We start from the raw sequence: 22,304 nt of genomic DNA, 5'->3' as shown, positions 1-22,304 counted from the left end.
AAAACGTTGAGTGTGAAATGGGGTTAGCGGGAGAGGTTTTCAAGCGGGGAGAAGAAGTTTCTCCCCGTAAGTGATTAGAAATTAATCTTATGGCGCCCGGCCAGCGAGTGTGAAAGCGTGGTGCCGTCGACCATCTCCAGCTCGCCGCCCACGGGTACGCCGTGCGCGATGCGGCTGGCGTCGATGCCGTACTGTCCGCACAGTTCGGCGATGTAGTTGGCCGTCGCCTCCCCTTCCACCGTCGGGTTGGTCGCGAGGATAATCTCTTTAATGGTTTCGCTGGCTAAACGCTCTTCCAGGCGGCCAAGGCCGATATCGTCCGGGCCGATGCCGTCCAGCGGCGAAAGGTGGCCCATCAGCACAAAGTAGCGGCCGGAGAACTGGCCGGTTGCCTCAATGGCGTGAATATCGGCCGGGGTTTCCACCACGCAAATCTGACCGTTTTCCTGGCGGCGCGGGTTGGCGCAAATCGCACAGACTTCCTGTTCGGTAAAAGTGCGGCAGTCCGCACAGTGGCCGATTTCCGACATGGCGCGGGTGAGCGCCTGAGCAAGGCGCATGCCGCCGCTGCGGTCGCGCTGCAAAAGCGCAAACGCCATGCGCTGGGCGGACTTAGGGCCAACGCCGGGCAGGCAACGCAGGGATTCCATCAGGGCTGTAAGTAAAGGGCTGGTTTGCATCGCTCGGACTTCTGAAAAAATAGTGGGCCATAGCCTAACATTAGCCCCGCGGGCGGGCATAGAAAAAGATATTCCCCCTGCGCGATGTCCCGCACGGGGGGAAATTTTTTAGCTGCGCCGGGAGTCCAGCTGCTCCTGGTTGTTCACCACGTCCAGCGCTTTCTGGTAGCTTTCGCTCAGCAGGCCGTATTCGGTAAAGACGCTTCCCCACAGGCCGGCCCACTCCATCGCGTCATCGCGATTCCAGGTCTGCTGAATTTCCGCGGTGACGGCTGCGGTATCCAGCGGTATCACGCCCGCCTGCACGACGCGCGCCAGGGTTATCTCCTGCGCCATTTTGGAATAGGTGCCGGAGGCATCGATAACGGCGAACACCTTGAAGCCTTCGGCAACCGCGCTAATCGCCGGGAATGCCATGCACACGCTGGTCACCGTGCCGGCGATAATCAGCGTTTTACGCCCCGTCGCTTTCACCGCCGCCACGAAGTCCGGGTTATCCCAGGCGTTAATCTCGCCTTTACGCGGCACGTACTGAGCGTGAGGGGCATACTGGTGAATTTCCGGGATCATCGGCCCGTTCGGCCCCTGCGGCACAGAGGCCGTAGTGATGACCGGGATTTTCGTAAGCGCCGCGATTTTAGCGAGCACCGTGGCGTGGGCGCGCAGGGTGGTCATCGGCATGTCGTGAACCAGCTGGAACAGGCCGCTTTGGTGATCGATGAGCAGCAGCACCGCATCGCTGACGTCAATCATGGGTTTTTGTCCGTTGAAGTTTGCAGGGTTCATCTTGTCTCTCCTCTTTAAAAGAAACGGCTATCTTTTGATAGCCGTTATGGGTCAAGCTTCTGCCTGGCCGAAGCGATTCGCATTAAAATCGTCAATGGCCTGATGGATTTCCTCACGGGTGTTCATAACAAAAGGTCCGTAACCGACCACCGGCTCGTTAAGCGGCTCTCCGCTCAGCACCAGCACCACGGCGTCGTTATTCGCTTCGATGGCCACGTTCTCGCCCTTCGCGTCCAGAACCACCAGCTGCGCCTCACGCGCGACCTCCTCGCCGTTGACCTGCACCGTGCCTTTAAGCACTACCAGTGCGGTATTCCAGCCGTCCGGCAGATTAAGGTTAGTCACGCCGTGGGCGTTCAGCCGCAGATCCACAATCCGCATCGGCGAAAAGGTTCTGGCCGGGCCTTTGCGCCCGTCCATTTCCCCGGCAATCACGCGCGCCTGGCCTGCGCCGTCGGGCAGCGCCACGACCGGAATGTCGTTATCCGTAATGGACTGGTAACCCGGCGGCGTGGATTTATCCTTCGCCGGCAGGTTCACCCAAAGCTGCACCATCTCCAGCGTGCCGCCCTTCTCACTAAAGGCCGGAGAATGGAACTCCTCGTGCAGGATGCCGCTGCCCGCGGTCATCCACTGCACGTCGCCGGGACCTATCACCCCGCCGCTGCCGGTGGAGTCGCGGTGCGCGACCTCGCCCTTGTAGACGATGGTGACGGTTTCAAAGCCGCGATGCGGATGCAGATCCACGCCGCGCTGCCCTTTATCGCTCGGCCTAAATTCTGCCGGGCCCTGCGTAATCGAGCAGCAGGAACGGGCTTAGCTGGCTTGCGAACTTTGAGTAGGAAAACATTGAGCGAACGGGGAATCCATCGCCCACCCAGTGGGACGCGGGAGCTGAGTAAACGCCAAGAATTGATTTCATCGTTATCTCCATTGAGTGCGATTGCTATGGGATAAAGCTTACGTATAAGACGCTGAATGCGGTAGATTGGGAAAATGGAATCAGCGTTCTATTTACAGGACAATACCTATGCAGGACCTTAACGATCTGTGGTACTTCGTGCAGGTGGTGGATAACGGGGGATTTTCTCCGGCCAGCCGCGCGATCGGCATTCCTAAATCCCGGCTTAGCCGCCGCATCGCTTTGCTGGAGGAGCGGCTGGATACCCGACTGATTCAGCGCTCGACGCGCAGCTTTACCGTCACCGAAGCCGGGCAGATTTTTTACCGCCACTGCAAGGCGATGATGATTGAAGCGGAGGCGGCGCAGGAGGCCATAGATACGCTGCGCGCCGAGCCGCGCGGGCTGATTCGCCTGACGTGCCCGATTGCCTTATTGCACGTGCATATCGGCGCTATGCTGGCGCGATTTATGGCCCTCTATCTGCAGGTAACCATCCAGCTTGAGGGAACCAACCGTCAGGTCGACGTGCTTAACGAAAACGTTGATATCGCCATTCGCGTGCGCCCGCTTCCGCTGGAGGACAGCGATCTGGTGATGCGTAAACTGGCCGATCGCAGCATGTGCCTGGTAGCCAGCCCCAAACTTCTTGAACGCTTTGGTCAGCCGGGCTCCCCTGCCGATCTGCAGCACTGGCCGAGCCTCGCCTTAAGCAAGCCGCAGCAGGTTTATCGCTGGTGCCTGTACGGCCCGGATAACCAGGAAGTTATTCTGCACCATCGCCCACGTTTTATTACGACGGACATGATTGCGCTGCGCAGCGCGGCGCTGGCTGGGGTAGGCATCGTGCAGCTGCCTTTGCTGATGCTCAACGAGCAGATAGCGGCGGGTACGCTGGTACATTTATTGCCGCAGTGGCGAACCAGACGGGAGATTATTCACGCGGTATTTCCGTCCCGGCGCGGGCAGCTGCCGGCGGTCAGAGCGTTAATTGATTTTCTGGCGGAGTGTTACGGGACGTTTGAAGAGGATTGAAACTGTTTCAGAGAAATTAAGTCGGGCGGCGCATGCGCTTACCCGACTCGGGTTGAGGCGGGGCGGATAAGCGCAGGCGCCATCCGCCGAACGCATCAGAATGGCATTTTAAAGCCCGGCGGCAGCTGCATGCCGCTGGACACGCCGGCCATTTTCTCTTTCTGCGCTTCGCCGATGCGACGGGCGGCATCGTTGAAAGCCGCGGCGACCAGGTCTTCAACCATCTCCTTGTCGTCTTCCATCAGGCTCGGATCGATTTCCACGCGACGGCAGTTGTGCGCGCCGTTAATGGTGACTTTTACCAGGCCCGCGCCGGATTCGCCGGTGACTTCCAGCTGGGCGATTTCTTCCTGAACCTGGGCCATTTTTTCCTGCATCTGCTGGGCTTGCTTCATCAGGTTACCCAGACCGCCTTTTCCAAACATAGTCTTCTCTCTTTCGCTCGGGCCGCCTAATCGCACGATACGGTTAGCGGCTATCAGGGATTACAACAGACCGGATGCACCGTTCTGTCAAACAGGGCGAATGCTGTCTTCATCCAAATCCGCGTCAAAAAAACGACGCAGCGTCTGAATGTTATTATCAGCGCTCATTGACTCTCTTGCCTGCGCCAGCTTCTCTTCGTAGATGGCCTGACGCCATTCCAGCGGCGTACGTTGCGCCTGATTATCATCTTCAATAATAGTCAGTTCAACGCTTTGTCCGCTAAAGGTGCTTATTGCCTCCGCCAGCGCCTTTTGCGCCGAGGGAGAATTCAGATGGCGCTGGCTGGAGCGCAGGTGCAGGCAAATGCGGTTGCCGTCCTGCTCTTTCCAGGCGTTCAGCGCCAGCTGCTGTACCAGCTTTGGCAACACCAGCTGATTAATTTCTGCCGCCCACGCGTCGCGTTCGATGGCTTCCTGCGCCAGCTTCTGCGCAAGCTCAGGGGTTTTCTCATGCTCGAGGGCGCGTTTAAGCGCCTTCGGCGTGGCGACCGGCTCGGCCGCCTCTTCGGCAACTATCTGGGACTTCCAGCGATAGGCTTCGGGCTTCTGCTCAGGCTTATCCTGGGCGGCTGCGGCCGGACGGGCCTGTATCCGCTCGGTAACCGATGCCAGACGCTCCAGAGCGGTGTTTTTTGCCGGCCGCGCTGGATTTGGCGCTGCCGGCTCACTCTTTTTTGCTTTGTTGGCTCCCTGCTGGCGCAGCAGCTGCGTGCGCGCCTGCAGCACCTGGCTTGTGGTGTCCGGCAACGGGGTTTCGCTCTGCCCTGGCGGCGGCGAAGCCTGCGGTCGCGGCGGAGGCGAGCCCGGATTGATTACCGGAATGCCCACGGCTTCGCGTGGCCGTTCCGGCTCCGGCACGGGTTTGCGCGGATGGAACGCCAGCGCGCGCAGCAGCGTCATTTCAATGCCCATGCGGCGATCCGGCGCCCACGGCAGCTCTTTGCGGCCGATCAACAGCGTCTGGTAATAAAGCTGCACTTCCGCCGGCGGCACGGTGCGCGCAAGCTCCCGCATTCTTTGCTCAATCACCGCCATATCGCTGCCCAGGGCGGACGGCGACAGCTGCACCATCGCCACGCGGTGCAGCAGGCTGAGCATTTCCACCAGCAGCGCCTCCCACTCCACGCCGCGGGCGGCGGCATCGTTGAGCAGCGCCATCACGCGCTGCCCGTCGGCGCCGACCATAGCCTCAATGAGCGACAGCGCCTGATCGTCGTCCAGCGTACCCAGCATGGCGCTCACCGAAGCGGTGGTCACCTGCCCGTCGCCGCTGGCGATGGCCTGATCGGTGAGGCTTAGCGCATCGCGCAGGCTGCCGTCCGCGGCGCGGGCCAGCAGCTGCAGGGCACGCGGCTCGCTGGCGATATGCTCTTCCGCGAGAATATGCTCCAGCTGGTGGCGGATCTGTTCGACGTCCAGCGCTTTGAGATGGAACTGCAGGCAGCGGGAAAGAATGGTGACCGGCAGCTTTTGCGGATCGGTGGTCGCCAGCAGGAATTTAACGTGCGAAGGCGGCTCTTCGAGCGTTTTTAACAGCGCGTTGAAGCTGTGGCGGGAGAGCATGTGCACTTCATCGATGAGATAGACCTTAAAGCGGCCGCGCGCCGGCGCGTACTGGACGTTATCCAGTAGATCGCGGGTATCTTCAACTTTGGTGCGCGAGGCGGCGTCGATTTCAATCAGATCGACAAAGCGCCCCTGTTCGATTTCGCGGCAGTTATCGCACACGCCGCAGGGGGTGGCGGTAATGCCGGTTTCGCAATTCAGTCCTTTCGCCAGCAGGCGGGCGATAGAGGTTTTCCCCACGCCGCGCGTCCCGGAAAAGAGATAAGCGTGGTGAATTCGGCCCAGCGACAAACCATTAGCCAGCGCGGTCAGCACGTGTTGCTGGCCGACGACATCAGCAAAAGTTTGTGGGCGCCATTTGCGGGCTAAGACCTGGTAGCTCATTCTCAGATTGGCTTCTTGATCGCGGGAAAGGTGAATTTGAGGGGTAATGCTAACATAAGCCTCACCCGATGGGCGAGGCTTCTCATTCAACTCCGGCGGGCGCTTAGTGGCCCGGGAAAGGCACCAGGCAATAGCTTTTCACGCCCATTTTTTCAAGGCGCTGTTCGCCGCCGATATCAAACAGATTGATGATAAAGGCCGCGTCGGTCACCTCTCCGCCCAGACGGCGAATGAGTTTTACGGTAGCTTCGATAGTGCCGCCGGTCGCCAGCAGATCGTCCACGACCAGCACCTTATCGCCCGGCTGGATCGCATCCACGTGGATTTCCAGCTGGTCGGTGCCGTATTCCAGCTCGTAGCTTTCGGCGATGGTTTCACGAGGCAGCTTGCGCGGTTTGCGCACCGGCACAAAGCCTACGCCGAGCGCCAGGGCGACGGGCGCGCCAAACAGGAAACCACGTGCTTCTGTCCCCACCACTTTGGTGATGCCGGCGTCTTTAAAGCGCTCGACCAGGAGTTCGATGCTGGTGGCGTAAGCTTTCGGATCTTCCAGCAAGCTGGTAACGTCGCGGAACAGGATCCCCGGTTTTGGGTAATCAGGAATGCTTTTGATGCTATTTTTCAGATACTCAAGCTGCTGCGCAGTTGCGGTCATGGGTTTTTGCCTGCTAAAAACATGAAACTCACAGAGCGCGTTGCAGGTTCGCTTTGAACCGCTGTTTATCAATTAACCAGCCGCACCCGTGCTCGAAAACGGTCGAATTTACTGGCTGGCGCGGACATTTGCAACCACCGCCAGCGTCGTTCAGGGTTTTTATTGCTTCTCGTCAACAACCGGCATGCGCCACATAAAGATCAGCAGGGCGCACATCATCACCAGCAAGAATAACCGTACCCACAAAATGTTGACCAGATAAAGCGACACGGCAAAGGTTACCACGATAAAAACCATCGCCTTCGGTTTGGTGCCCGGCGGCAGCGCGCGGTGCTTTTGCCAGTGGCGCAGATAGCCGCCGAACCACGAGCGGTAAAGCAGCCAGTGGTGAAAGCGCGGGCTTGAACGCGCGAAGCACCAGGCGGCGAGCAGCAGAAACGGCGTGGTCGGCAGCAAAGGCAGCACCACGCCGAACGTCGCAAGGACTACCGCCAGCCAGCCGATGATGATTAGAATAGTCCTTTGCATACCCGTCCCGGAATAAACTGGCGCGAAAATCGCGCTGCCACTGGAGAGTCATTTTGTGAAAACCGCTTCGCTCTTACAAGCTCTTGATGCGCGCGTCGCGGAACTGGCGGCAGCCATTGAGCCCTTATCCTTGCAGCGTGCGTCACAGGGCCCGCTTCGATAAAAAACTTTTTACCACCCACAGCACCCAGCTGAAAGATTACCTCGCCGAGGCGCAGGCTAATCTCGCTCAGCTTCAGCTTAGCGTGAAAACCGGCAAAACGGAGCAGGTCGCCTTCGTTGCCGAAAAGCTGGTCGCACAAATCGCCGCCCTCACGCGCGAGTTGGCCACGTGGAAGCTGCGCGCAAGCGAGCCGCAAAAACCGGCGCCGGAAAACCTCTACGAAAAACTCTCCACCCACCAGGACTATGAACGCCGCCTGCTGGCGATGATAAGCGATCGCGAAAGCAGGCTGGGCATACAAACGTCCCTGAGCGCCCAGCAGCAGCTCCAGCGGGAAATCGCCGCCCAGGAAGGCCGCCTGCAGCGCTGCCGGCAGGCTATCGCCCGCATAGAACGCGCCATCGAACGCAGGGAACGTGGGCTGGGTTAGCTATAATAGAGTCATCGCTTAGCGTTCAGGGGAAAACGATGGGTCTGCTAACCTGGATGATAACTGGTGTGCTGGCGGCAATAGCGGTGAATCTTCTGCGCCCCGCCGCCGCCGGCGGTTTCGCCGTTGCGCTGATTCTGGCCGTAACGGGCGCGTTAACCGGCGGCTACGCCTGCGCCGTGTTTAATATCGGCTCGCTGGCGACCTTTGACCTTAAGGCCTTGCCGGCGGCGCTGGCAGGGTCGCTGCTGTTTCTTTTTCTCTTTCGCAAACTACGGATGTCTTAAATGTCGCTGGATAACGCCCCGGATGAAGTCAAACTGGCCGTCGATTTAATTATGCTGCTGGAGCAGCATGAAATACCGACGCAAACCGTGCTTAGCGCGCTGGAAATCGTCCGTGATGATTTTTTGCGCAAGCAGCGGGAAGAGTCCCCTGCGCGCTGATTTTACTCTAGCCCGGGCAGCGCAGGGTGGGACAGAACTGGAAGGTTTCCAACAGTATTGCGACGTGGTCTTTCGCCTGCGCGTACAGGTCGAAGCTGTCCGGCGCGACAAGCCAGTTTTCAATCAGGCCGGTAATATAGCTGCGCAGCAGAATAACCGCGTGGGAAATACGCAGGTTTGCAGGCAGGGAACCGGCGTCGATACAGCGCTGAAGGCTCATTTCAATACGCTCGTTGCCTTCCATATAAAGCGTGCGTCTGGCCTGCTGTAAAACAGCCATTTCTCCAACGAATTCACATTTATGAAAAATGATCTCCGTCATTAATCGACGCCTTTCTTCCGTCACCGTTGCCTGCAGTATGTAAATAAGCAACTCTCTGACAACGCAGAGTGGATCGTCAGGAAATTTTGCCCGATACTCAGTTTCTAAATCACCGATACTGGATTCGGTCAGTTCCCAGATCTCATTAAATAAATCCGACTTATTTTTGAAATGCCAATAAATTGCACCGCGGGTAACGCCAGCCGCTTTGGCGATATCCGCCAGCGACGTAGAAGAAACACCCTGCTGTGAAAACAAACGAATAGCCACATCAAGAATGTGCTGGCGGGTTTCGAGGGCTTGTTGTTTGGTTTTTCGTGCCATATGTCGGTGAATTTACTGGAGTCAGATTTACATACATTTGTGAATGTATGTACCATAGCACGACGATAATATAAACGCAGCAATGGGTTTGTGGGCATTTGATCCATTGAACAAATTTGAAATCGGACACTCGAGGTTTACATATGAACAAAAACAGAGGGTTTACGCCTCTGGCGGCCGTTCTGATGCTTTCAGGCAGCTTAGCGCTTACAGGATGTAACGACAAAGAGACCCAGCAGAGTGCGCCGCAAGCCCCTGAAGTGGGTGTGGTGACACTGAAAAGCGCGCCTTTACAGATCACAACAGAGCTCCCTGGCCGTACTAGTGCTTACCGTATTGCTGAAGTTCGTCCGCAGGTAAGCGGCATTATTCTGAAGCGTAACTTTGAAGAAGGAAGTGAAATTAAGGCGGGTGTCTCGCTTTATCAAATTGATCCTGCGACTTATCAGGCCCGCTTACGACAGCGCGAAAGGCGACCTGGCCAAAGCGCAGGCCAGCGCCAATATCGCTCAGGTGACGCTGAAGCGTTATCAGAAACTGCTGGGCACGAAATACATCAGCCAACAGGACTATGACAATGCGCTTGCGGAATCACAGCAGGCGAATGCGAGCGTAGTCGCTGCGAAAGCCGCCGTTGAAACCGCCCGTATTAACCTGGCCTATACCAAAGTGACCTCGCCTATCAGCGGACGCATCGGCAAATCTGCCGTTACCGAAGGGGCGCTGGTGACCAGCGGACAAACCACCGCCTTGTCCACCGTGCAGCAGCTCGACCCTATCTATGTCGACGTTACCCAGTCCAGCAACGATTTCCTGCGTCTTAAGCAAGAGCTGGCCGAAGGCAAGCTGAAACAGGAAAACGGTAAGGCCAAAGTTCAGTTAGTCACTAACGACGGTATCACCTATTCCCAGGAAGGTTCATTGGAATTCTCCGATGTGACTGTCGATCAGACTACCGGTTCCATCACGCTGCGCGCCATCTTCCCTAACCCGGATAAAACCCTGCTGCCGGGCATGTTCGTACGTGCCAAACTCGAAGAGGGCGTGAATCCGAACGCGCTTCTGGTGCCACAGCAGGGCGTGACCCGTACGCCACGCGGCGATGCTTCCGCGATGGTGGTGGGCAAAGACGATAAGGTCGAAGTGCGTCAGCTGAAAACATCTCAGGCGATTGGTGATAAATGGCTGGTAACCGACGGGTTGCAGACCGGCGATCGCGTTATCGTAACCGGTTTGCAGAAGGTGAAACCCGGTGTTCAGGTGAAGGCGCAGGAAGTAGCGGACGAGAATAAAGGTCAGGACCAACAGACCGCCGCAGGCGCACAGTCCGAACAAACGAAGTCTTAACTTAAACAGGAGCCGTTAAGACATGGCTAAGTTTTTTATCGATCGCCCGATTTTTGCCTGGGTTATCGCCATCATTATTATGTTGGCGGGCGGGCTTGCGATCATGAAATTGCCCATCGCGCAATATCCAACCATTGCGCCGCCGGCAATTACGATCTCAGCAACCTATCCGGGTGCAGATGCGAAAACGGTACAGGATACCGTAACGCAGGTTATCGAACAGAACATGAACGGTATCGATGGCCTGCTGTACATGTCCTCGACCAGCGACTCTTCTGGTACCGTGCAGATAACCATTACCTTTGACTCAGGTACCGATGCGGACATCGCGCAGGTTCAGGTGCAGAACAAACTGCAGCTGGCTATGCCGCTGTTGCCGCAGGAAGTACAGCAGCAAGGCGTAAGCGTTGAGAAATCATCCAGCAGCTTCCTGATGGTGGTCGGGGTCATCAACACCGACGGCAGCATGACGCAGGAAGATATTTCCGACTACGTCGGCGCGACCATGAAGGATCCTATCAGCCGTACCACCGGCGTAGGCGACGTTCAGCTGTTCGGCGCCCAGTACGCGATGCGTATCTGGATGGACCCGAACAAGCTGAACAACTTCCAGCTCACGCCGGTAGACGTGATTACGGCTATCAAAGCGCAAAACGCCCAGGTGGCAGCCGGTCAGCTGGGCGGTACGCCGCCGGTGAAAGGCCAGCAGCTTAACGCCTCCATCATCGCGCAAACCCGCCTGAAGTCCGCAGATGAATTCAGCAAAATTCTGCTGAAGGTCAACCCGGACGGCTCGCGCGTGCAGCTAAAAGATGTGGCGAAAGTTGAGCTGGGCGGCGAGAACTATGACGTTATCGCGCGCTTTAACGGCCAGCCTGCGTCTGGTCTGGGGATTAAACTTGCGACCGGCGCCAACGCGCTGGATACCGCGGACGCCATCCGCGCCACCATCGCCAAGCTGGAACCCTTCTTCCCGGCCGGTATGAAGGTGGTTTACCCGTACGATACGACCCCGTTCGTTAAAATCTCTATCAACGAAGTGGTAAAAACGCTGGTTGAAGCGATCGTGCTGGTATTCCTGGTAATGTACCTGTTCCTGCAGAACTTCCGCGCAACGCTGATCCCAACGATTGCGGTGCCGGTGGTGCTGCTGGGCACCTTCGCCGTGCTGGCCACCTTTGGCTACTCGATAAACACCCTGACGATGTTCGGGATGGTGCTGGCGATAGGCCTGCTGGTGGATGACGCCATCGTGGTGGTGGAAAACGTCGAGCGCGTGATGGCGGAGGAAGGACTGCCGCCGAAAGAAGCCACGCGTAAATCGATGGAGCAGATTCAGGGCGCGCTGGTGGGTATCGCGCTGGTGCTCTCGGCGGTATTTATCCCGATGGCCTTCTTCGGCGGCTCTACCGGTGCGATTTACCGTCAGTTCTCCATTACCATCGTATCGGCCATGGTGCTGTCGGTGCTGGTCGCGTTGATTCTTACGCCCGCGCTGTGCGCCACCCTGCTTAAGCCGATCGCCAAAGGCGATCATGGCGAGAAGAAAGGCTTCTTCGGCTGGTTTAACAACATGTTCGACAAGAGCACGCATCACTACACCGACAGCGTCGGCGGCATTTTGCGTAGCACCGGTCGTTACCTGCTGCTTTACCTGCTGATAGTCGTCGGCATGGCCTTCCTGTTTGTTCGTCTGCCAAGCTCGTTCTTGCCGGATGAAGACCAGGGCGTATTCCTGACCATGGCCCAGCTTCCGGCGGGCGCCACCCAGGAACGTACGCAGAAAGTCCTTGATGAAGTGACGAAGTACTATCTGGAAAAAGAGAAGGCAAACGTGAAGTCGGTGTTTGCGGTTAACGGCTTCGGCTTCTCGGGCCGCGGTCAGAATACCGGTATAGCCTTCGTCTCTTTAAAAGACTGGTCGGAGCGTTCGGGTGATGAAAACAAGGTCGCAGCCATTACCGGACGAGCCGCCGCTGAGTTTTCAAAAATCAAAGATGCGATGGTGTTTCCGTTCAACCTGCCGGCTATCGTCGAGCTGGGTACCGCAACGGGCTTCGACTTCCAGCTGATTGACCAGGCAAACCTTGGCCACGACAAGCTGACCCAGGCTCGTAACCAGCTGTTTGGCGAAATTGCCAAGCATCCTGACCTGTTGGTGGGCGTGCGTCCGAACGGTCTGGAAGATACGCCGCAGTTTAAAGTGGATATCGATCAGGAGAAAGCGCAGGCGCTGGGCGTATCCATTTCGGATATCAATACCACGCTGGGCGCCGCCTGGGGCGGCAGCTACGTCAACGACTTTATCGACCGTGGGCGTGTGAAAAAAGTGTACGTCATGGCCGACGCGCCGTTCCGTATGCTTCCGCAGGATATCAACGAGTGGTACGTAAGGGGTTCTGGCGGGCAGATGGTGCCGTTCTCCTCCTTCTCCACCGCGCACTGGGAGTATGGTTCGCCGCGTCTGGAACGTTACAACGGTCTGCCGTCCATGGAGATCCTGGGCCAGGCAACGCCGGGTAAGAGTACCGGCGAGGCAATGAACATGATGGAAGAGCTGGCAGGTAAACTGCCAACCGGCATCGGCTATGACTGGACGGGCATGTCCTATCAGGAACGCTTGTCCGGCAACCAGGCCCCTGCCCTGTACGCCATTTCGTTAATCGTCGTCTTCCTGTGTCTGGCGGCGCTGTACGAGAGCTGGTCGATTCCATTCTCGGTTATGCTGGTGGTTCCGCTCGGGGTCGTCGGCGCGCTGCTTGCCGCCACCTTCCGCGGGTTGACCAACGACGTATACTTCCAGGTAGGCCTGCTGACCACCATCGGTCTGTCGGCGAAGAACGCGATCCTTATCGTTGAATTCGCCAAGGATCTGATGGAAAAAGAGGGCAAGGGGCTGGTTGAAGCCACCCTTGAGGCCGTACGTATGCGTCTGCGTCCGATTCTGATGACGTCGCTGGGCCTTTATCCTCGGGGTTATGCCGCTGGTTATCAGTTCCGGCGCCGGGAGCGGCGCGCAAAACGCCGTAGGCACCGGGGTAATGGGCGGGATGGTTACCGCAACCATTCTGGCTATCTTCTTCGTGCCGGTGTTCTTTGTGGTGGTACGCCGCCGCTTCAGCCGCAGGGCTGAGGATGTGGAACATACCCACCAGGTGGAACGCCACCAGTAACCTGCTAAATATGTTATTAAAAGGCCGCGTCAGCGGCCTTTTTTATGCTTAATAGCCTTAGCATCTATAAGCCGATATATAAGCATCGACAGCCATTGTTCTTGCGATTGATTTCAAGCTGTTGCGGAATATATTATTCCTGACGGCAAAACATCACGCCGGTTTTATCTTAAATTTTCTTTTGCGCAGCATAAAATTAACGTTCATACTTATTAATTAAGATTAATCCTAAGCCGCGACTTTTCCGAATTTAATTTAACATTTAGCCTTTTTTAGCGTCTTAAGCTTATGATATTAATCCTGGTTGCCGCCTAGATTAAGACTGTTCCGCTACCAGGAAAAAGCCTAATTTCATACGAAAGTATTAGCGGACCGCGCGGCAAATGCGCGAATAGCGCGGAATTGTAATTTTTAGTAATAGCGCGAGGAAATCCTTAGCAGATTGATTTATAGTAAAGGCATATGAAACAATCGTTGTAAACGATTCCCACCTCTTCAAGGTGTGTCCACCCCAACGCATTACGTTTTATCAAATTTTCTTCGATAAAAGGGGCTGCATTATGGACGAATACTCACCAAAACGGCATGATATAGCGCAGCTTAAATTCTTGTGCGAAAACCTGTATCATGACTGTCTGACCAACCTGGGAGAGAGCAATCATGGTTGGGTTAACGATCCTACGTCAGCCATTAACCTGCAGCTAAATGATTTGATCGAGCACATTGCGGCTTTTGCGCTTAATTACAAGATAAAGTATGACGACGAAAGCAAACTGATTGAGCAAATAGACGAATACCTGGACGACACCTTTATGCTTTTTAGCAACTACGGCATCAACGCTCAGGACCTGCAAAAATGGCGTAAGTCGGGGAATCGATTGTTTCGGTGTTTTGTCAGCGAGAGCCGCGCTAACCCGGTCAGCCTCTCCTTTTAAAAAAATATCACACATACTTAAGGTGAATTTATGACAACTAAGCCCTTAACCAAGACCGATTATTTGATGCGTCTACGACGTTGCCAAACAATTGATACGTTAGAGCGAGTAATTGAAAAGAATAAATATGAATTATCTGACAATGAGCTGGCGGTATTTTATTCAGCGGCCGACCATCGTCTGGCAGAACTTACCATGAATAAGCTTTACGATAAGATCCCCCCTTCGGTATGGAAATTTATTCGTTAATACTCCGAAACTTTATTGCTTATTTTTAGCGCATCGGCCCGGCTCCCTCTGCTTGCCATGTTCAGGCGAAACGCCGCAAATTATTGCCAGTTTCACGCCATCGTCATGGCCAATGCTTATTCCGTGAACGCCATCTGAAGTGCTCAATTTACTGGTCCGCGTCTGCTAACCTTAACTGTGATCGTTCGCACAATCAGGGAACGTTCCCGATCGCGACGAGGTTTTTTCGTTTAGGGTCAGGGTTTCCATACCGGGCAACAAAGAGCGACAACGATGAACGAAACGCAGAGTGAAGAAAAACGTAAAATGATCGCAGGCGAGCTGTATCGCCCTTCGGATGAACAGCTGCACGCCGAACGGGTAAAAGCCCGTCATCTGGTCCATCGCTACAACCATACCGCGCCGGACGAAAGCGCCGTGCGTAAAGATCTGCTAGAAGAGCTATTAGGCAGCTGCAACGATGCCTACATCGAACCCTCGTTCCGCTGCGATTACGGCTACAACATATACCTGGGTCAAAATTTCTACGCCAACTTTGACTGCGTGATTCTCGATGTCTGCCCGGTACGCATTGGCGACAACTGTATGTTCGCACCCGGCGTGCATATTTATACCGCCACCCATCCTCTGGATGCCCGGACGCGCAACAGCGGCGCGGAGTTCGGCAAACCGGTGACCATAGGCAATAACGTCTGGATTGGCGGCCGCGCGGTGATTAACCCCGGCGTGACCCTCGGTGACAACGTTGTGGTAGGGTCGGGCTCCGTTGTGACTAAAGACGTGCCCGCAAACTGCGTGGTTGCCGGCAACCCGGCGCGAATCATTAAAACGCTCTGAGTACGGCAAGGCGCGGCGAACTGTTATGGTTAATTTAGCCTAATCTGTTACTTTTTTGCCGGACGACGGCTTCTTAAAATAGCGTCGTCACTTTTGTGGTATCCGCGACTTACCTGAAATCAGAAGGCTTCCCATGACCGAAATCCAGCGCCTGCTTAACGATACGATTGAACAGCTGAACGTCGCCGAGAAGCGTGATAACCGCCCGCGGTTTAGCATCAGTTTTATTCGTAAACATCCGGGATTGTTTGTTGGCATGTGGGTGGGCTGGCTCGCCACGCTCGTCGTGATGATGCAATCTGAGACGCTGGCAGGCTCGGTGTGGCTGCTGGTGGTGCTTTTCGCCCTGCTTAACGGCTTTTTCTTTTTCGATGTGAATCCGCGCTACCGCTACAGCGATATCGACGTGCTGGATTTACGGGTTTGCTATAACGGCGAGTGGTACAACACCCGCAACGTGCCGGCCACGCTGATTGATGACATTCTGCAATCCCCGCGCGTGGACGCGCAGCAGAAAACGCTGCTGCAGAACATGATTACCCGCAAAGGGGAACTGTCTTTTTACGATGTTTTCTCCTTGTCCCGCGCTTAAATCCGCTTCAGGCGGGCGTTTTCAGGGGAAGCCTGGCTCAGGTTCCCCCTTGCCAGGCAGCCCTGACGCTCTCAGGCCCTAACGTTTTTTCTTTCTGCCCTGCACCGCTTTAAACCGCGGGTTGCTTTTGCAAATCACGTAAACCCTTCCCTTACGCTTTACGATCTGACAGTCCGGATGACGCTGCTTTGCGCTACGCAGCGAGCTCAGTACCTTCATAACTATGCCTCCTTGCCAAAAAATCGGCCAAAGCGCTGCTGGAAGCGCGCCGGGCTGCCTTCTTTTTCAAAGGTCCTCTGCCTGCCGGTGTAGTGCGGATGGGAAGCGGAAGAGACTTCGATAGTGATGTACGGGTAAGTTTGTCCGTCGAGCTCAATTTCCCGGTCGGTCTTTATCGTCGAACCTACTTTAAAGTACTCATTGGCGCTGGTGTCGTGGAACACCACGGTGCGGTAGTAAGGATGGATATCGCGTTTCATTGCCTTCACCTTGATACGTTATAACATAACAATACGGTAAAGGATGCGCGTTTAAAATGCAAGCGGCTTTGGCACAGGACCAGGCACTGCGGCGTTAGCCAAATCCTGAAAATGCTTAGACCCTCTGCGCGTCATAACTTAGAAGATAACAATATTGGGCGGCGCAAATGGCTTGCGGCAATGTTGCATCCATGGGCCGAACCTCGCCATAACCAAAGGAAACCATCATGAAGCTGCGCCGCTGTTGTGCCAAACCGTCAGAAAGCGAACCTAACACATCTCAATTGACCGGAGTCCAGAATGAGCACAACTTTTACCCCAGCGCTGCCGATACTCGATCTCTCACAGCTTGACGGCACCGCAACAGATCGCGCCGCCTTCCTTAGCCAGCTGCGCCACGCCGCGCGCGAAATTGGCTTTTTCTACCTGATTAATCACGGTGTCAGCCCGGAGCTGCAGCAGGCGGTTCAGGACGAAGCGCACCGCTTCTTCGCGCTGCCTGACGCCGAAAAACAGAAGGTGGCGATGATCCATTCGCCGCATTTTCGCGGCTACAACCGCGCCGCCAGCGAATTAACCCGCGGCAAACCAGACTGGCGTGAACAGTTTGATTTGGGCGCCGAACGTCCCGTCCTGCCGACAGGCCAGGACGAACCGGGCTGGCATCGTCTGCAGGGGCCCAACCTGTGGCCGGCATCACTTCCTGAACTGAAGCCCACGCTTTTGCAGTTCCAGCGCGAAATGACCGCCGTGGCGCTCAGGCTGTTGCGCACCTTCGCCGAAGCGCTGGAGCTGCCGACGGACAGCTTCGACCCGCTTTACGGCAGCAAACCTAACGAACACATCAAACTGATTCGCTATCCGGGCCAGCAGTCCACGGTGGGCGACCAGGGCGTGGGGGCGCACAAAGACTCCGGCTTCCTGAGCTTCCTGCTGCAGGATCGGCAAAAAGGTCTGCAGGTGGAAGTCACCCCGGACAACTGGGTCGATGCCGTGCCGCTGCCCGGCAGCTTTGTGGTGAACATCGGCGAACTGCTGGAGCTGGCCACCAACGGCTATCTGCGCGCTACCGTGCACCGCGTCGTTTCCCCGCCGCCGAACGAAGAGCGCCTGTCCATCGCCTTCTTCCTCGGCGCGCAGCTTGATGCGGTGGTGCCGGTTTATGCCCTGCCCCCCGAGCTGGCGCGTGAGGCGCACGGCCCGGAGAGCGATCCGCGCAACCCGCTGCTGCGCGATGTGGGCTGGAACTACCTGAAAGGCCGCCTGCGCTCCCATCCGGACGTGGCGGAACGTTATTACCCGGACGTGCTGCGCAACAGCGCAGAATTAATCGCTTAATACTAATAAGGAAAACCCCATGAAATATGCCTCTTTTAAACTGGCAGGTATTGCGCTGTCTTTAACTCTGGCTTTCAGCGCACACGCAGCGGAAACACTACGCGTTGCCGCCGATCCGGTGCCGCACGCCGAGATTCTCGCCTTTGTGCAAAAGCTCGATCCCAACCTGAAGCTAAAAATCGTCGAGCTCAGCAACGGCGTTAACGCCAACGAGCTGCTGGCGAACGGCGATGTAGACGCCAACTATTTCCAGCACGTGCCTTATTTACGCGATCAGGAAAAAGCGCTGGGCAAAAACTTCAGCGTCGCCGCGACGGTGCATATCGAGCCGCTGGGCATTTACTCTCATAAATACAAGGATCTGAAATCAGTGCCGGAAAACGCCACCATCGCGCTGCCGAATAACGTCACTAACCTCAGCCGTGCGCTTTATCTGTTGCAGGACAAGGGGCTGATTACGCTCAGGCCGGAGTTTAAAGACGCGGCGACAAACCAGGCCACGCCGAAGGATATCGCCGACAATCCGAAGCACCTGAAGATTATTGAAATCGAAGCGCCGCAGCTGCCGCGCTCGCTTGATGACGTCGATCTGGCGGTGATCAACGGCAACTACGCGCTGGAAGCGGGGCTGACGCCGGCTAAAGATTCCCTCGGCCTCGAGAGCGCGACGCACAACCCTTACGCCAATATCCTGGTCACTAATCCGGACCTCGCCAACGACCCGCGCATCAAAGAGCTGGCGAAAGACTTAGAGTCGCCGCAGGTGGCCGACTTTATCCGTAAGCAGTTCAACGGTTCGGTGATCCCGGTGGCGGCGCCTCAGTCATGATTACCCTTGAGCGGCTGAGCAAAGTGTATGCCGGAGAAGGCCAACCGGCGCTGGATAACATCTCCCTGAACGTGCCCGACGGCGCAATCTACGGCATTCTCGGGCGCAGCGGCGCCGGGAAAAGCACCTTGATTCGCTGTCTCAACCTGCTGGAGCGGCCCACCTCGGGCCGCATTATGATGGACGGCAAAGAGATAACCACCCTGAGCCAGCGCGAGCTGCGCCAGCATCGTCAGCGCACCGGGATGGTCTTTCAGCACTTCAACCTGATTCACGCCCGCAACGTGGCGGATAACATCGCCGTACCGCTGGAGATTGCCGGCCAGCCGCGCGCCGCGCGCGAAAAACGCGTGGCGGAACTGCTCGAGCTGGTTGGCTTAGCCGATAAGGCGCAGGCTTTCCCCTCGCAGCTTTCCGGCGGACAAAAGCAGCGCGTGGGAATTGCAAGAGCGCTTGCGGCGCATCCTGATATTTTGCTGTGCGATGAGGCCACCAGCGCGCTGGATCCGGAAACCACCGCCTCGGTGCTGGCGCTGCTGGCGGACATTAACCGCAAGCTCGGCTTAACCATCGTGCTGATTACCCACCAGCTGGAAGTGGTGAAAGCCATCTGCGATCACGCCGCCCTGCTGGAAAAGGGCAAACTTATTGAAAGCGGTCCGCTGGCCCGGCTGCTGGTCGATCCTTACTCGCGCCTGCGTGGCGCCCTGCTTCCCGACCGGGAGGCGGAACAGGCATTTTTACGCCGTCATGGAGTGGAGGGAATAAAATTATGCGAAGTCGCTTAGCCTGGGAAGACCTCTGGCCGCTGCTGCTCGACGGCACGCTCGACACGCTTTATATGGTCGGCCTGGCGGCCCTGTTTACCGTGATTATCGGCCTGCCGCTCGGCGTGCTGCTGTTTATCACCCGCCGCGACGGCGTGCTGCCCGCGCCGCGCGCAAACCAGATTATCGGCAGCATCGTCAACGTCGGCCGCTCGCTGCCGTTTATCGTGCTGCTGATCGCGCTGATTCCTTTTACCAGAATCATCGTCGGCACCACCCTTGGCAGCACCGCCGCCGTGGTGCCTATTACCATCGGCGCCTTCCCGTTCTTTGCGCGCGTGGTGGAAAGCGCCCTTGATGAAGTAGATAAAGGCCGCATTGAGGCCATTCTCTCCATGGGCGGCAACGCCTGGCATGTGATTAGCAAAGTGCTGCTTCCCGAAGCGCTGCCCGCCATGCTTGCGGGCATTACGCTTACGGTCGTTATGCTGATCGGCTTCTCATCCATGGCGGGCGTTATTGGCGGCGGCGGGCTGGGAGATTTAGCCATCCGCTACGGCTATCAGCGCTTTAATAATCAGGTGATGGTCGGCACCGTGGTGATTCTGGTGGTGATGGTGCAGATAGTGCAAATGACGGGCGACAGGCTGGTCAGGCGCCTCGCGCACCGTCGTTAGCTCACTGCCTTGCAATAAACGACGCCAGCATCGCCGCATCCGGAGCCGCGGCGACCGCACCTTTGTGGGTGGTCGCCAGCGCTCCGCAGGCGGAGGCCTGGGTCAGCAAGCCGGCAAGCTCGCGCGGGGCAGAAGGCATGCCCTGCCGGGCAATCCCGGCCAGCAGCCCCGCCATAAACGCGTCGCCCGCCCCCGTAGTGTCAATGCTGTCCACCAGAAAACCGGCATAGGCGTAACGTTTATCCTGCCACAGCGCTACGCCGCCCTTTTCTCCCTGGGTCACCAGCTTGAGGGCCGCCGGATAAGCTCTTAGCCCCTCCAGCGCTTCGTTAACCGTCGCCGTTTGCGTAAGCCATAACGCTTCTTCCTCAGAGAGTTTCAGCACGTCGGCCCGGCGGGCGAAGGCATCTACGGAACTGAACATAAACTGCGCGTCGACCCACTGCTGGGCGCGCAGGTTGACGTCAAAACTCACCAGCCCGCCCGCCTGATGCAGGCGTGAAATCGCCTCGCTGACGGTATGACGGCATTGTTCGGCCACCAGCGCCAGCGAACAGTAGTGGAGCAGATCGGCGCCAAACTCCGGTAAAGCGGCGGGCGTCAAAAACTGATCCGCGGAAGGATTAACCAGAAAGGTAAATTCACGCTCGCCTTTCTCCGCAAGGGTTACCACCACAGTGCTGGTGCGATAGCGCTCATCGGCTTCCATATGGCGGGTATCTACGCCGAACTGCGTCAAAGTGCGACGCATAAACTCACCGAAAGGATCCTTCCCCACGCGGCCGATAAAACCGCTGGCAAAGCCAAGGCGCGATACGCCTACCGCCACGTTGACCGGCGCGCCGCCCGCACAGGCCTCGAACCGCATTCCCTCCAGCGGCAGCAGATCCACCACCGCGTCGCCCAGCGACCAGATTTTCATCATTTTCCTTCCCCACATGCCGTTTATCGCCGGCCAAAACCCGCCTGCGCCCGTTTTTTTAAGTATGCCATTTCGATCACAAAGTTTAATTGTTAACGTTAACAAATGGAATTAACATCACATTTTTGTACTTAAAGCCCTTTTCAACGGTAAAAGTTAACGTTAACAATTTAGCCGAACCCTTCTGAGAGACGGCACACATGGCACGCATCACACGCAAACAACATCACTACCTGGTTCTGAGCGGACTGCTGTTTACGTTCTTCTGGACCTGGTCTTCGGCCTTTTCACTGCTTTCGCTGTGGCTGAACCAAAAAATCGGGCTCAAGGGGGCGGAAACCGGCATTATTTTTTCGATAATCGCCTTTACCGCCCTTTGCGCGCAGCCGCTGTATGGCTTTTTGCAGGACAAACTCGGCCTGCGTAAAAACCTGCTCTGGCTCATTGGCGGCCCTGCTGCTCGCCAGCGGGCCGTTTTTTGTTTTCGTTTGCACGCCGCTGCTGCATTTTCACATCCTGCCGGGGGCGATAAGCGTCGGCCTGTATGTCGGCGCCACCTTCTTTGCCGGGATCGGCGCGCTGGAGTCTTATACCGAGCGCGTGAGCCGCATCGTCGGGTTTGAATATGGCAAATCCCGCATGTGGGGTTCGCTGGGCTGGGCGGGCGCGACTTTTATCGCCGGCATGCTGTTCAACCTCGATGCCAATCTGAATTTCTGGATGGGCAGCGTTTCCGCCTGCCTGTTCCTGGCGCTGCTGTGGTGGATGCGCGAAGCGCAGCCTGATGCCTTAAACGAGCTCGAATTTGGCAAAAGCAACGCGCTGACCGTCAGCGACGCGCTGGGGCTGTTAAGGCTGCCTGACTTCTGGGCGCTGGTGGTCTTCGTCTGCGGCGTCAGCGTCTATAACGTTTACGACCAGCAGTTTCCGGTCTTTTTCGCCTCGCTGTTCCACAACGTGCAGCGCGGCAACGAAATGTTCGGCTTCCTTAACTCCTTGCAGGTGTTTCTGGAGGCGGGCGGCATGTTTCTCGCCCCGCTGCTGGTCAATAAAATCGGCGCCAAACGCGGCCTGCTGCTGAGCGGGCTTATCATGGCGCTGCGTATTTTCGGCTCCGGCATGGCGAGCGATACGCTGACCATTTCCCTGATGAAACTGCTTCACGCGGTCGAGCTGCCTGTCCTGCTTATCGCGATGTTCAAGTACATCACCACCCGGTTCGATCAGCGGCTGTCCGCCACGCTCTATCTGGTGGGTTTTCAGTTCATCACCTCAATTTGCGCCACCGTCCTTTCGCCGCTCGCCGGGCGTGGCTATGACCTGCTGGGCTTTGCCGACACCTATATGATCATGGCGGCGCTGGTGCTGTCCCTCACCCTGATCTCAGGCATGTTGCTGCGGGGGGATAAGCCGCAAAACGACCTGCCTTCTTTAAATCTGACAACCAGGTAATC

General features: G+C 56.8%; 21 protein-coding genes, 5 pseudogenes and 1 other annotated feature. Of the genes and pseudogenes, 15 read left to right on the top strand and 11 right to left on the bottom strand.

Features of this window, described 5'->3' with window-relative positions; genetic code table 11:
* Positions 1–74: 74 nt before the first annotated feature.
* From recR to WLO32_RS05160, 3 genes and pseudogenes are all read right to left on the bottom strand, one after another.
* Positions 75–680, bottom strand: a complete 606-nt coding sequence (recR, locus tag WLO32_RS05170; protein ID WP_435947425.1) for a recombination mediator RecR — start codon at positions 678–680, stop codon at positions 75–77.
* A 108-nt stretch (positions 681–788) separates the two neighbouring features.
* The gene (locus tag WLO32_RS05165; RefSeq protein WP_435947424.1) at positions 789–1,466 is read right to left on the bottom strand and encodes an isochorismatase family protein; all 678 of its coding nucleotides are present in this window, start codon (positions 1,464–1,466) and stop codon (positions 789–791) included.
* Between the two features lie 51 nt (positions 1,467–1,517).
* Positions 1,518–2,388: pseudogene (locus WLO32_RS05160) on the bottom strand (pirin family protein).
* Positions 2,389–2,496: 108 nt separating this feature from the next.
* Between WLO32_RS05160 and WLO32_RS05155 the strand changes: the two are divergent.
* Complete coding sequence (locus WLO32_RS05155) at positions 2,497–3,402, top strand: LysR family transcriptional regulator (RefSeq protein WP_435947422.1); 906 nt, start codon at positions 2,497–2,499, stop codon at positions 3,400–3,402.
* 95 nt (positions 3,403–3,497) lie between these two features.
* Here WLO32_RS05155 and WLO32_RS05150 read toward each other — a convergent pair whose 3' ends face one another.
* From WLO32_RS05150 to WLO32_RS05135, 4 genes are all read right to left on the bottom strand, one after another.
* Positions 3,498–3,827: a YbaB/EbfC family nucleoid-associated protein gene (locus tag WLO32_RS05150; RefSeq protein WP_121265440.1), complete on the bottom strand. Its 330-nt coding sequence runs from the start codon at positions 3,825–3,827 to the stop codon at positions 3,498–3,500.
* Positions 3,828–3,914: 87 nt separating this feature from the next.
* Positions 3,915–5,837 (bottom strand): DNA polymerase III subunit gamma/tau, encoded by a 1,923-nt coding sequence (dnaX, locus tag WLO32_RS05145; RefSeq protein ID WP_435947420.1) that lies wholly within the window; start codon positions 5,835–5,837, stop codon positions 3,915–3,917.
* Positions 4,518–4,582, bottom strand: a sequence feature (DnaX frameshifting element). (Overlaps the previous gene by 65 nt.)
* Before the next feature lie 103 nt (positions 5,838–5,940).
* Positions 5,941–6,492 (bottom strand): adenine phosphoribosyltransferase, encoded by a 552-nt coding sequence (gene apt / locus WLO32_RS05140; protein WP_435947419.1) that lies wholly within the window; start codon positions 6,490–6,492, stop codon positions 5,941–5,943.
* A gap of 159 nt (positions 6,493–6,651) precedes the next feature.
* Positions 6,652–7,020 (bottom strand): DUF454 family protein, encoded by a 369-nt coding sequence (locus WLO32_RS05135; protein WP_435947417.1) that lies wholly within the window; start codon positions 7,018–7,020, stop codon positions 6,652–6,654.
* A 55-nt stretch (positions 7,021–7,075) separates the two neighbouring features.
* On the opposite strand from WLO32_RS05135, the pseudogene priC reads away from it, so the two are divergent.
* The 3 genes and pseudogenes from priC to rsmS all read left to right on the top strand — a co-directional run bounded on the left by priC (position 7,076) and on the right by rsmS (position 8,059).
* Positions 7,076–7,613, top strand: a pseudogene (gene priC, locus WLO32_RS05130) (primosomal replication protein PriC).
* Positions 7,614–7,651: 38 nt separating this feature from the next.
* The gene (locus WLO32_RS05125; protein WP_435947415.1) at positions 7,652–7,900 is read left to right on the top strand and encodes a hypothetical protein; all 249 of its coding nucleotides are present in this window, start codon (positions 7,652–7,654) and stop codon (positions 7,898–7,900) included.
* A complete protein-coding gene (rsmS, locus tag WLO32_RS05120; RefSeq protein WP_435947414.1) occupies positions 7,901–8,059 on the top strand; it encodes a pleiotropic regulatory protein RsmS in 159 nt (52 codons plus the stop codon).
* A gap of 7 nt (positions 8,060–8,066) precedes the next feature.
* Here rsmS and acrR read toward each other — a convergent pair whose 3' ends face one another.
* Entirely contained in the window at positions 8,067–8,705 is a 639-nt protein-coding gene (gene acrR, locus WLO32_RS05115) for a multidrug efflux transporter transcriptional repressor AcrR (protein WP_435947412.1), read from the bottom strand.
* Positions 8,706–8,848: 143 nt separating this feature from the next.
* On the opposite strand from acrR, the pseudogene acrA reads away from it, so the two are divergent.
* The 6 genes and pseudogenes from acrA (at position 8,849) to WLO32_RS05085 (ending at position 15,838) form a co-directional block, all read left to right on the top strand.
* Positions 8,849–10,052 (top strand): annotated as a pseudogene (gene acrA, locus WLO32_RS05110) (multidrug efflux RND transporter periplasmic adaptor subunit AcrA).
* A 22-nt stretch (positions 10,053–10,074) separates the two neighbouring features.
* A pseudogene (gene acrB, locus WLO32_RS05105) lies at positions 10,075–13,225 on the top strand (multidrug efflux RND transporter permease subunit AcrB).
* 560 nt (positions 13,226–13,785) lie between these two features.
* On the top strand, positions 13,786–14,160 hold the full coding sequence (tomB, locus tag WLO32_RS05100; protein WP_121265422.1) for an Hha toxicity modulator TomB: 375 nt from the start codon (positions 13,786–13,788) through the stop codon (positions 14,158–14,160).
* A gap of 30 nt (positions 14,161–14,190) precedes the next feature.
* Positions 14,191–14,409 (top strand): HHA domain-containing protein, encoded by a 219-nt coding sequence (locus WLO32_RS05095; RefSeq protein WP_121265420.1) that lies wholly within the window; start codon positions 14,191–14,193, stop codon positions 14,407–14,409.
* A 273-nt stretch (positions 14,410–14,682) separates the two neighbouring features.
* Complete coding sequence (gene maa, locus WLO32_RS05090) at positions 14,683–15,246, top strand: maltose O-acetyltransferase (protein ID WP_435947411.1); 564 nt, start codon at positions 14,683–14,685, stop codon at positions 15,244–15,246.
* A gap of 133 nt (positions 15,247–15,379) precedes the next feature.
* A complete protein-coding gene (locus tag WLO32_RS05085; protein WP_435947410.1) occupies positions 15,380–15,838 on the top strand; it encodes a YlaC family protein in 459 nt (152 codons plus the stop codon).
* Positions 15,839–15,916: 78 nt separating this feature from the next.
* Here WLO32_RS05085 and ykgO read toward each other — a convergent pair whose 3' ends face one another.
* Both ykgO and WLO32_RS05075 read right to left on the bottom strand, forming a co-directional pair.
* Positions 15,917–16,057: a type B 50S ribosomal protein L36 gene (ykgO, locus tag WLO32_RS05080; protein ID WP_121265414.1), complete on the bottom strand. Its 141-nt coding sequence runs from the start codon at positions 16,055–16,057 to the stop codon at positions 15,917–15,919.
* A gap of 2 nt (positions 16,058–16,059) precedes the next feature.
* Positions 16,060–16,317 carry a type B 50S ribosomal protein L31 gene (locus WLO32_RS05075; protein WP_121265412.1) on the bottom strand — a complete coding sequence of 86 codons (258 nt, stop codon included), beginning with the start codon at positions 16,315–16,317 and terminating at the stop codon, positions 16,060–16,062.
* Between the two features lie 300 nt (positions 16,318–16,617).
* Between WLO32_RS05075 and WLO32_RS05070 the strand changes: the two genes are divergently transcribed.
* The 4 genes from WLO32_RS05070 to WLO32_RS05055 are packed head-to-tail and all read left to right on the top strand — an operon-like array spanning position 16,618 to position 19,928.
* Positions 16,618–17,655, top strand: a complete 1,038-nt coding sequence (locus tag WLO32_RS05070; protein ID WP_435947409.1) for an isopenicillin N synthase family dioxygenase — start codon at positions 16,618–16,620, stop codon at positions 17,653–17,655.
* A 19-nt stretch (positions 17,656–17,674) separates the two neighbouring features.
* Positions 17,675–18,484 (top strand): MetQ/NlpA family ABC transporter substrate-binding protein, encoded by an 810-nt coding sequence (locus WLO32_RS05065; protein ID WP_435947408.1) that lies wholly within the window; start codon positions 17,675–17,677, stop codon positions 18,482–18,484.
* Complete coding sequence (locus WLO32_RS05060) at positions 18,481–19,272, top strand: methionine ABC transporter ATP-binding protein (RefSeq protein ID WP_435947406.1); 792 nt, start codon at positions 18,481–18,483, stop codon at positions 19,270–19,272. The genes WLO32_RS05065 and WLO32_RS05060 overlap by 4 nt, the downstream gene beginning before the upstream one ends.
* The gene (locus tag WLO32_RS05055; protein WP_435947405.1) at positions 19,257–19,928 is read left to right on the top strand and encodes a methionine ABC transporter permease; all 672 of its coding nucleotides are present in this window, start codon (positions 19,257–19,259) and stop codon (positions 19,926–19,928) included. Before WLO32_RS05060 ends, WLO32_RS05055 begins: the two co-directional genes overlap by 16 nt.
* A 1-nt stretch (position 19,929) precedes the next feature.
* On the opposite strand, the gene WLO32_RS05050 is transcribed toward WLO32_RS05055, so the two are convergent.
* Complete coding sequence (locus WLO32_RS05050; RefSeq protein ID WP_435948249.1) at positions 19,930–20,850, bottom strand: aminoimidazole riboside kinase; 921 nt, start codon at positions 20,848–20,850, stop codon at positions 19,930–19,932.
* A 200-nt stretch (positions 20,851–21,050) separates the two neighbouring features.
* Between WLO32_RS05050 and WLO32_RS05045 the strand changes: the two are divergent.
* Positions 21,051–22,302 (top strand): annotated as a pseudogene (locus tag WLO32_RS05045) (MFS transporter).
* Positions 22,303–22,304 lie beyond the last annotated feature (2 nt).

The sequence above is a fragment of the Dryocola mayonis genome, from assembly GCF_051307045.1.
In the GTDB taxonomy this organism is placed as follows: Bacteria; Pseudomonadota; Gammaproteobacteria; order Enterobacterales; family Enterobacteriaceae; genus Dryocola.
This window is presented reverse-complemented; position numbering and strand designations above follow the sequence as displayed.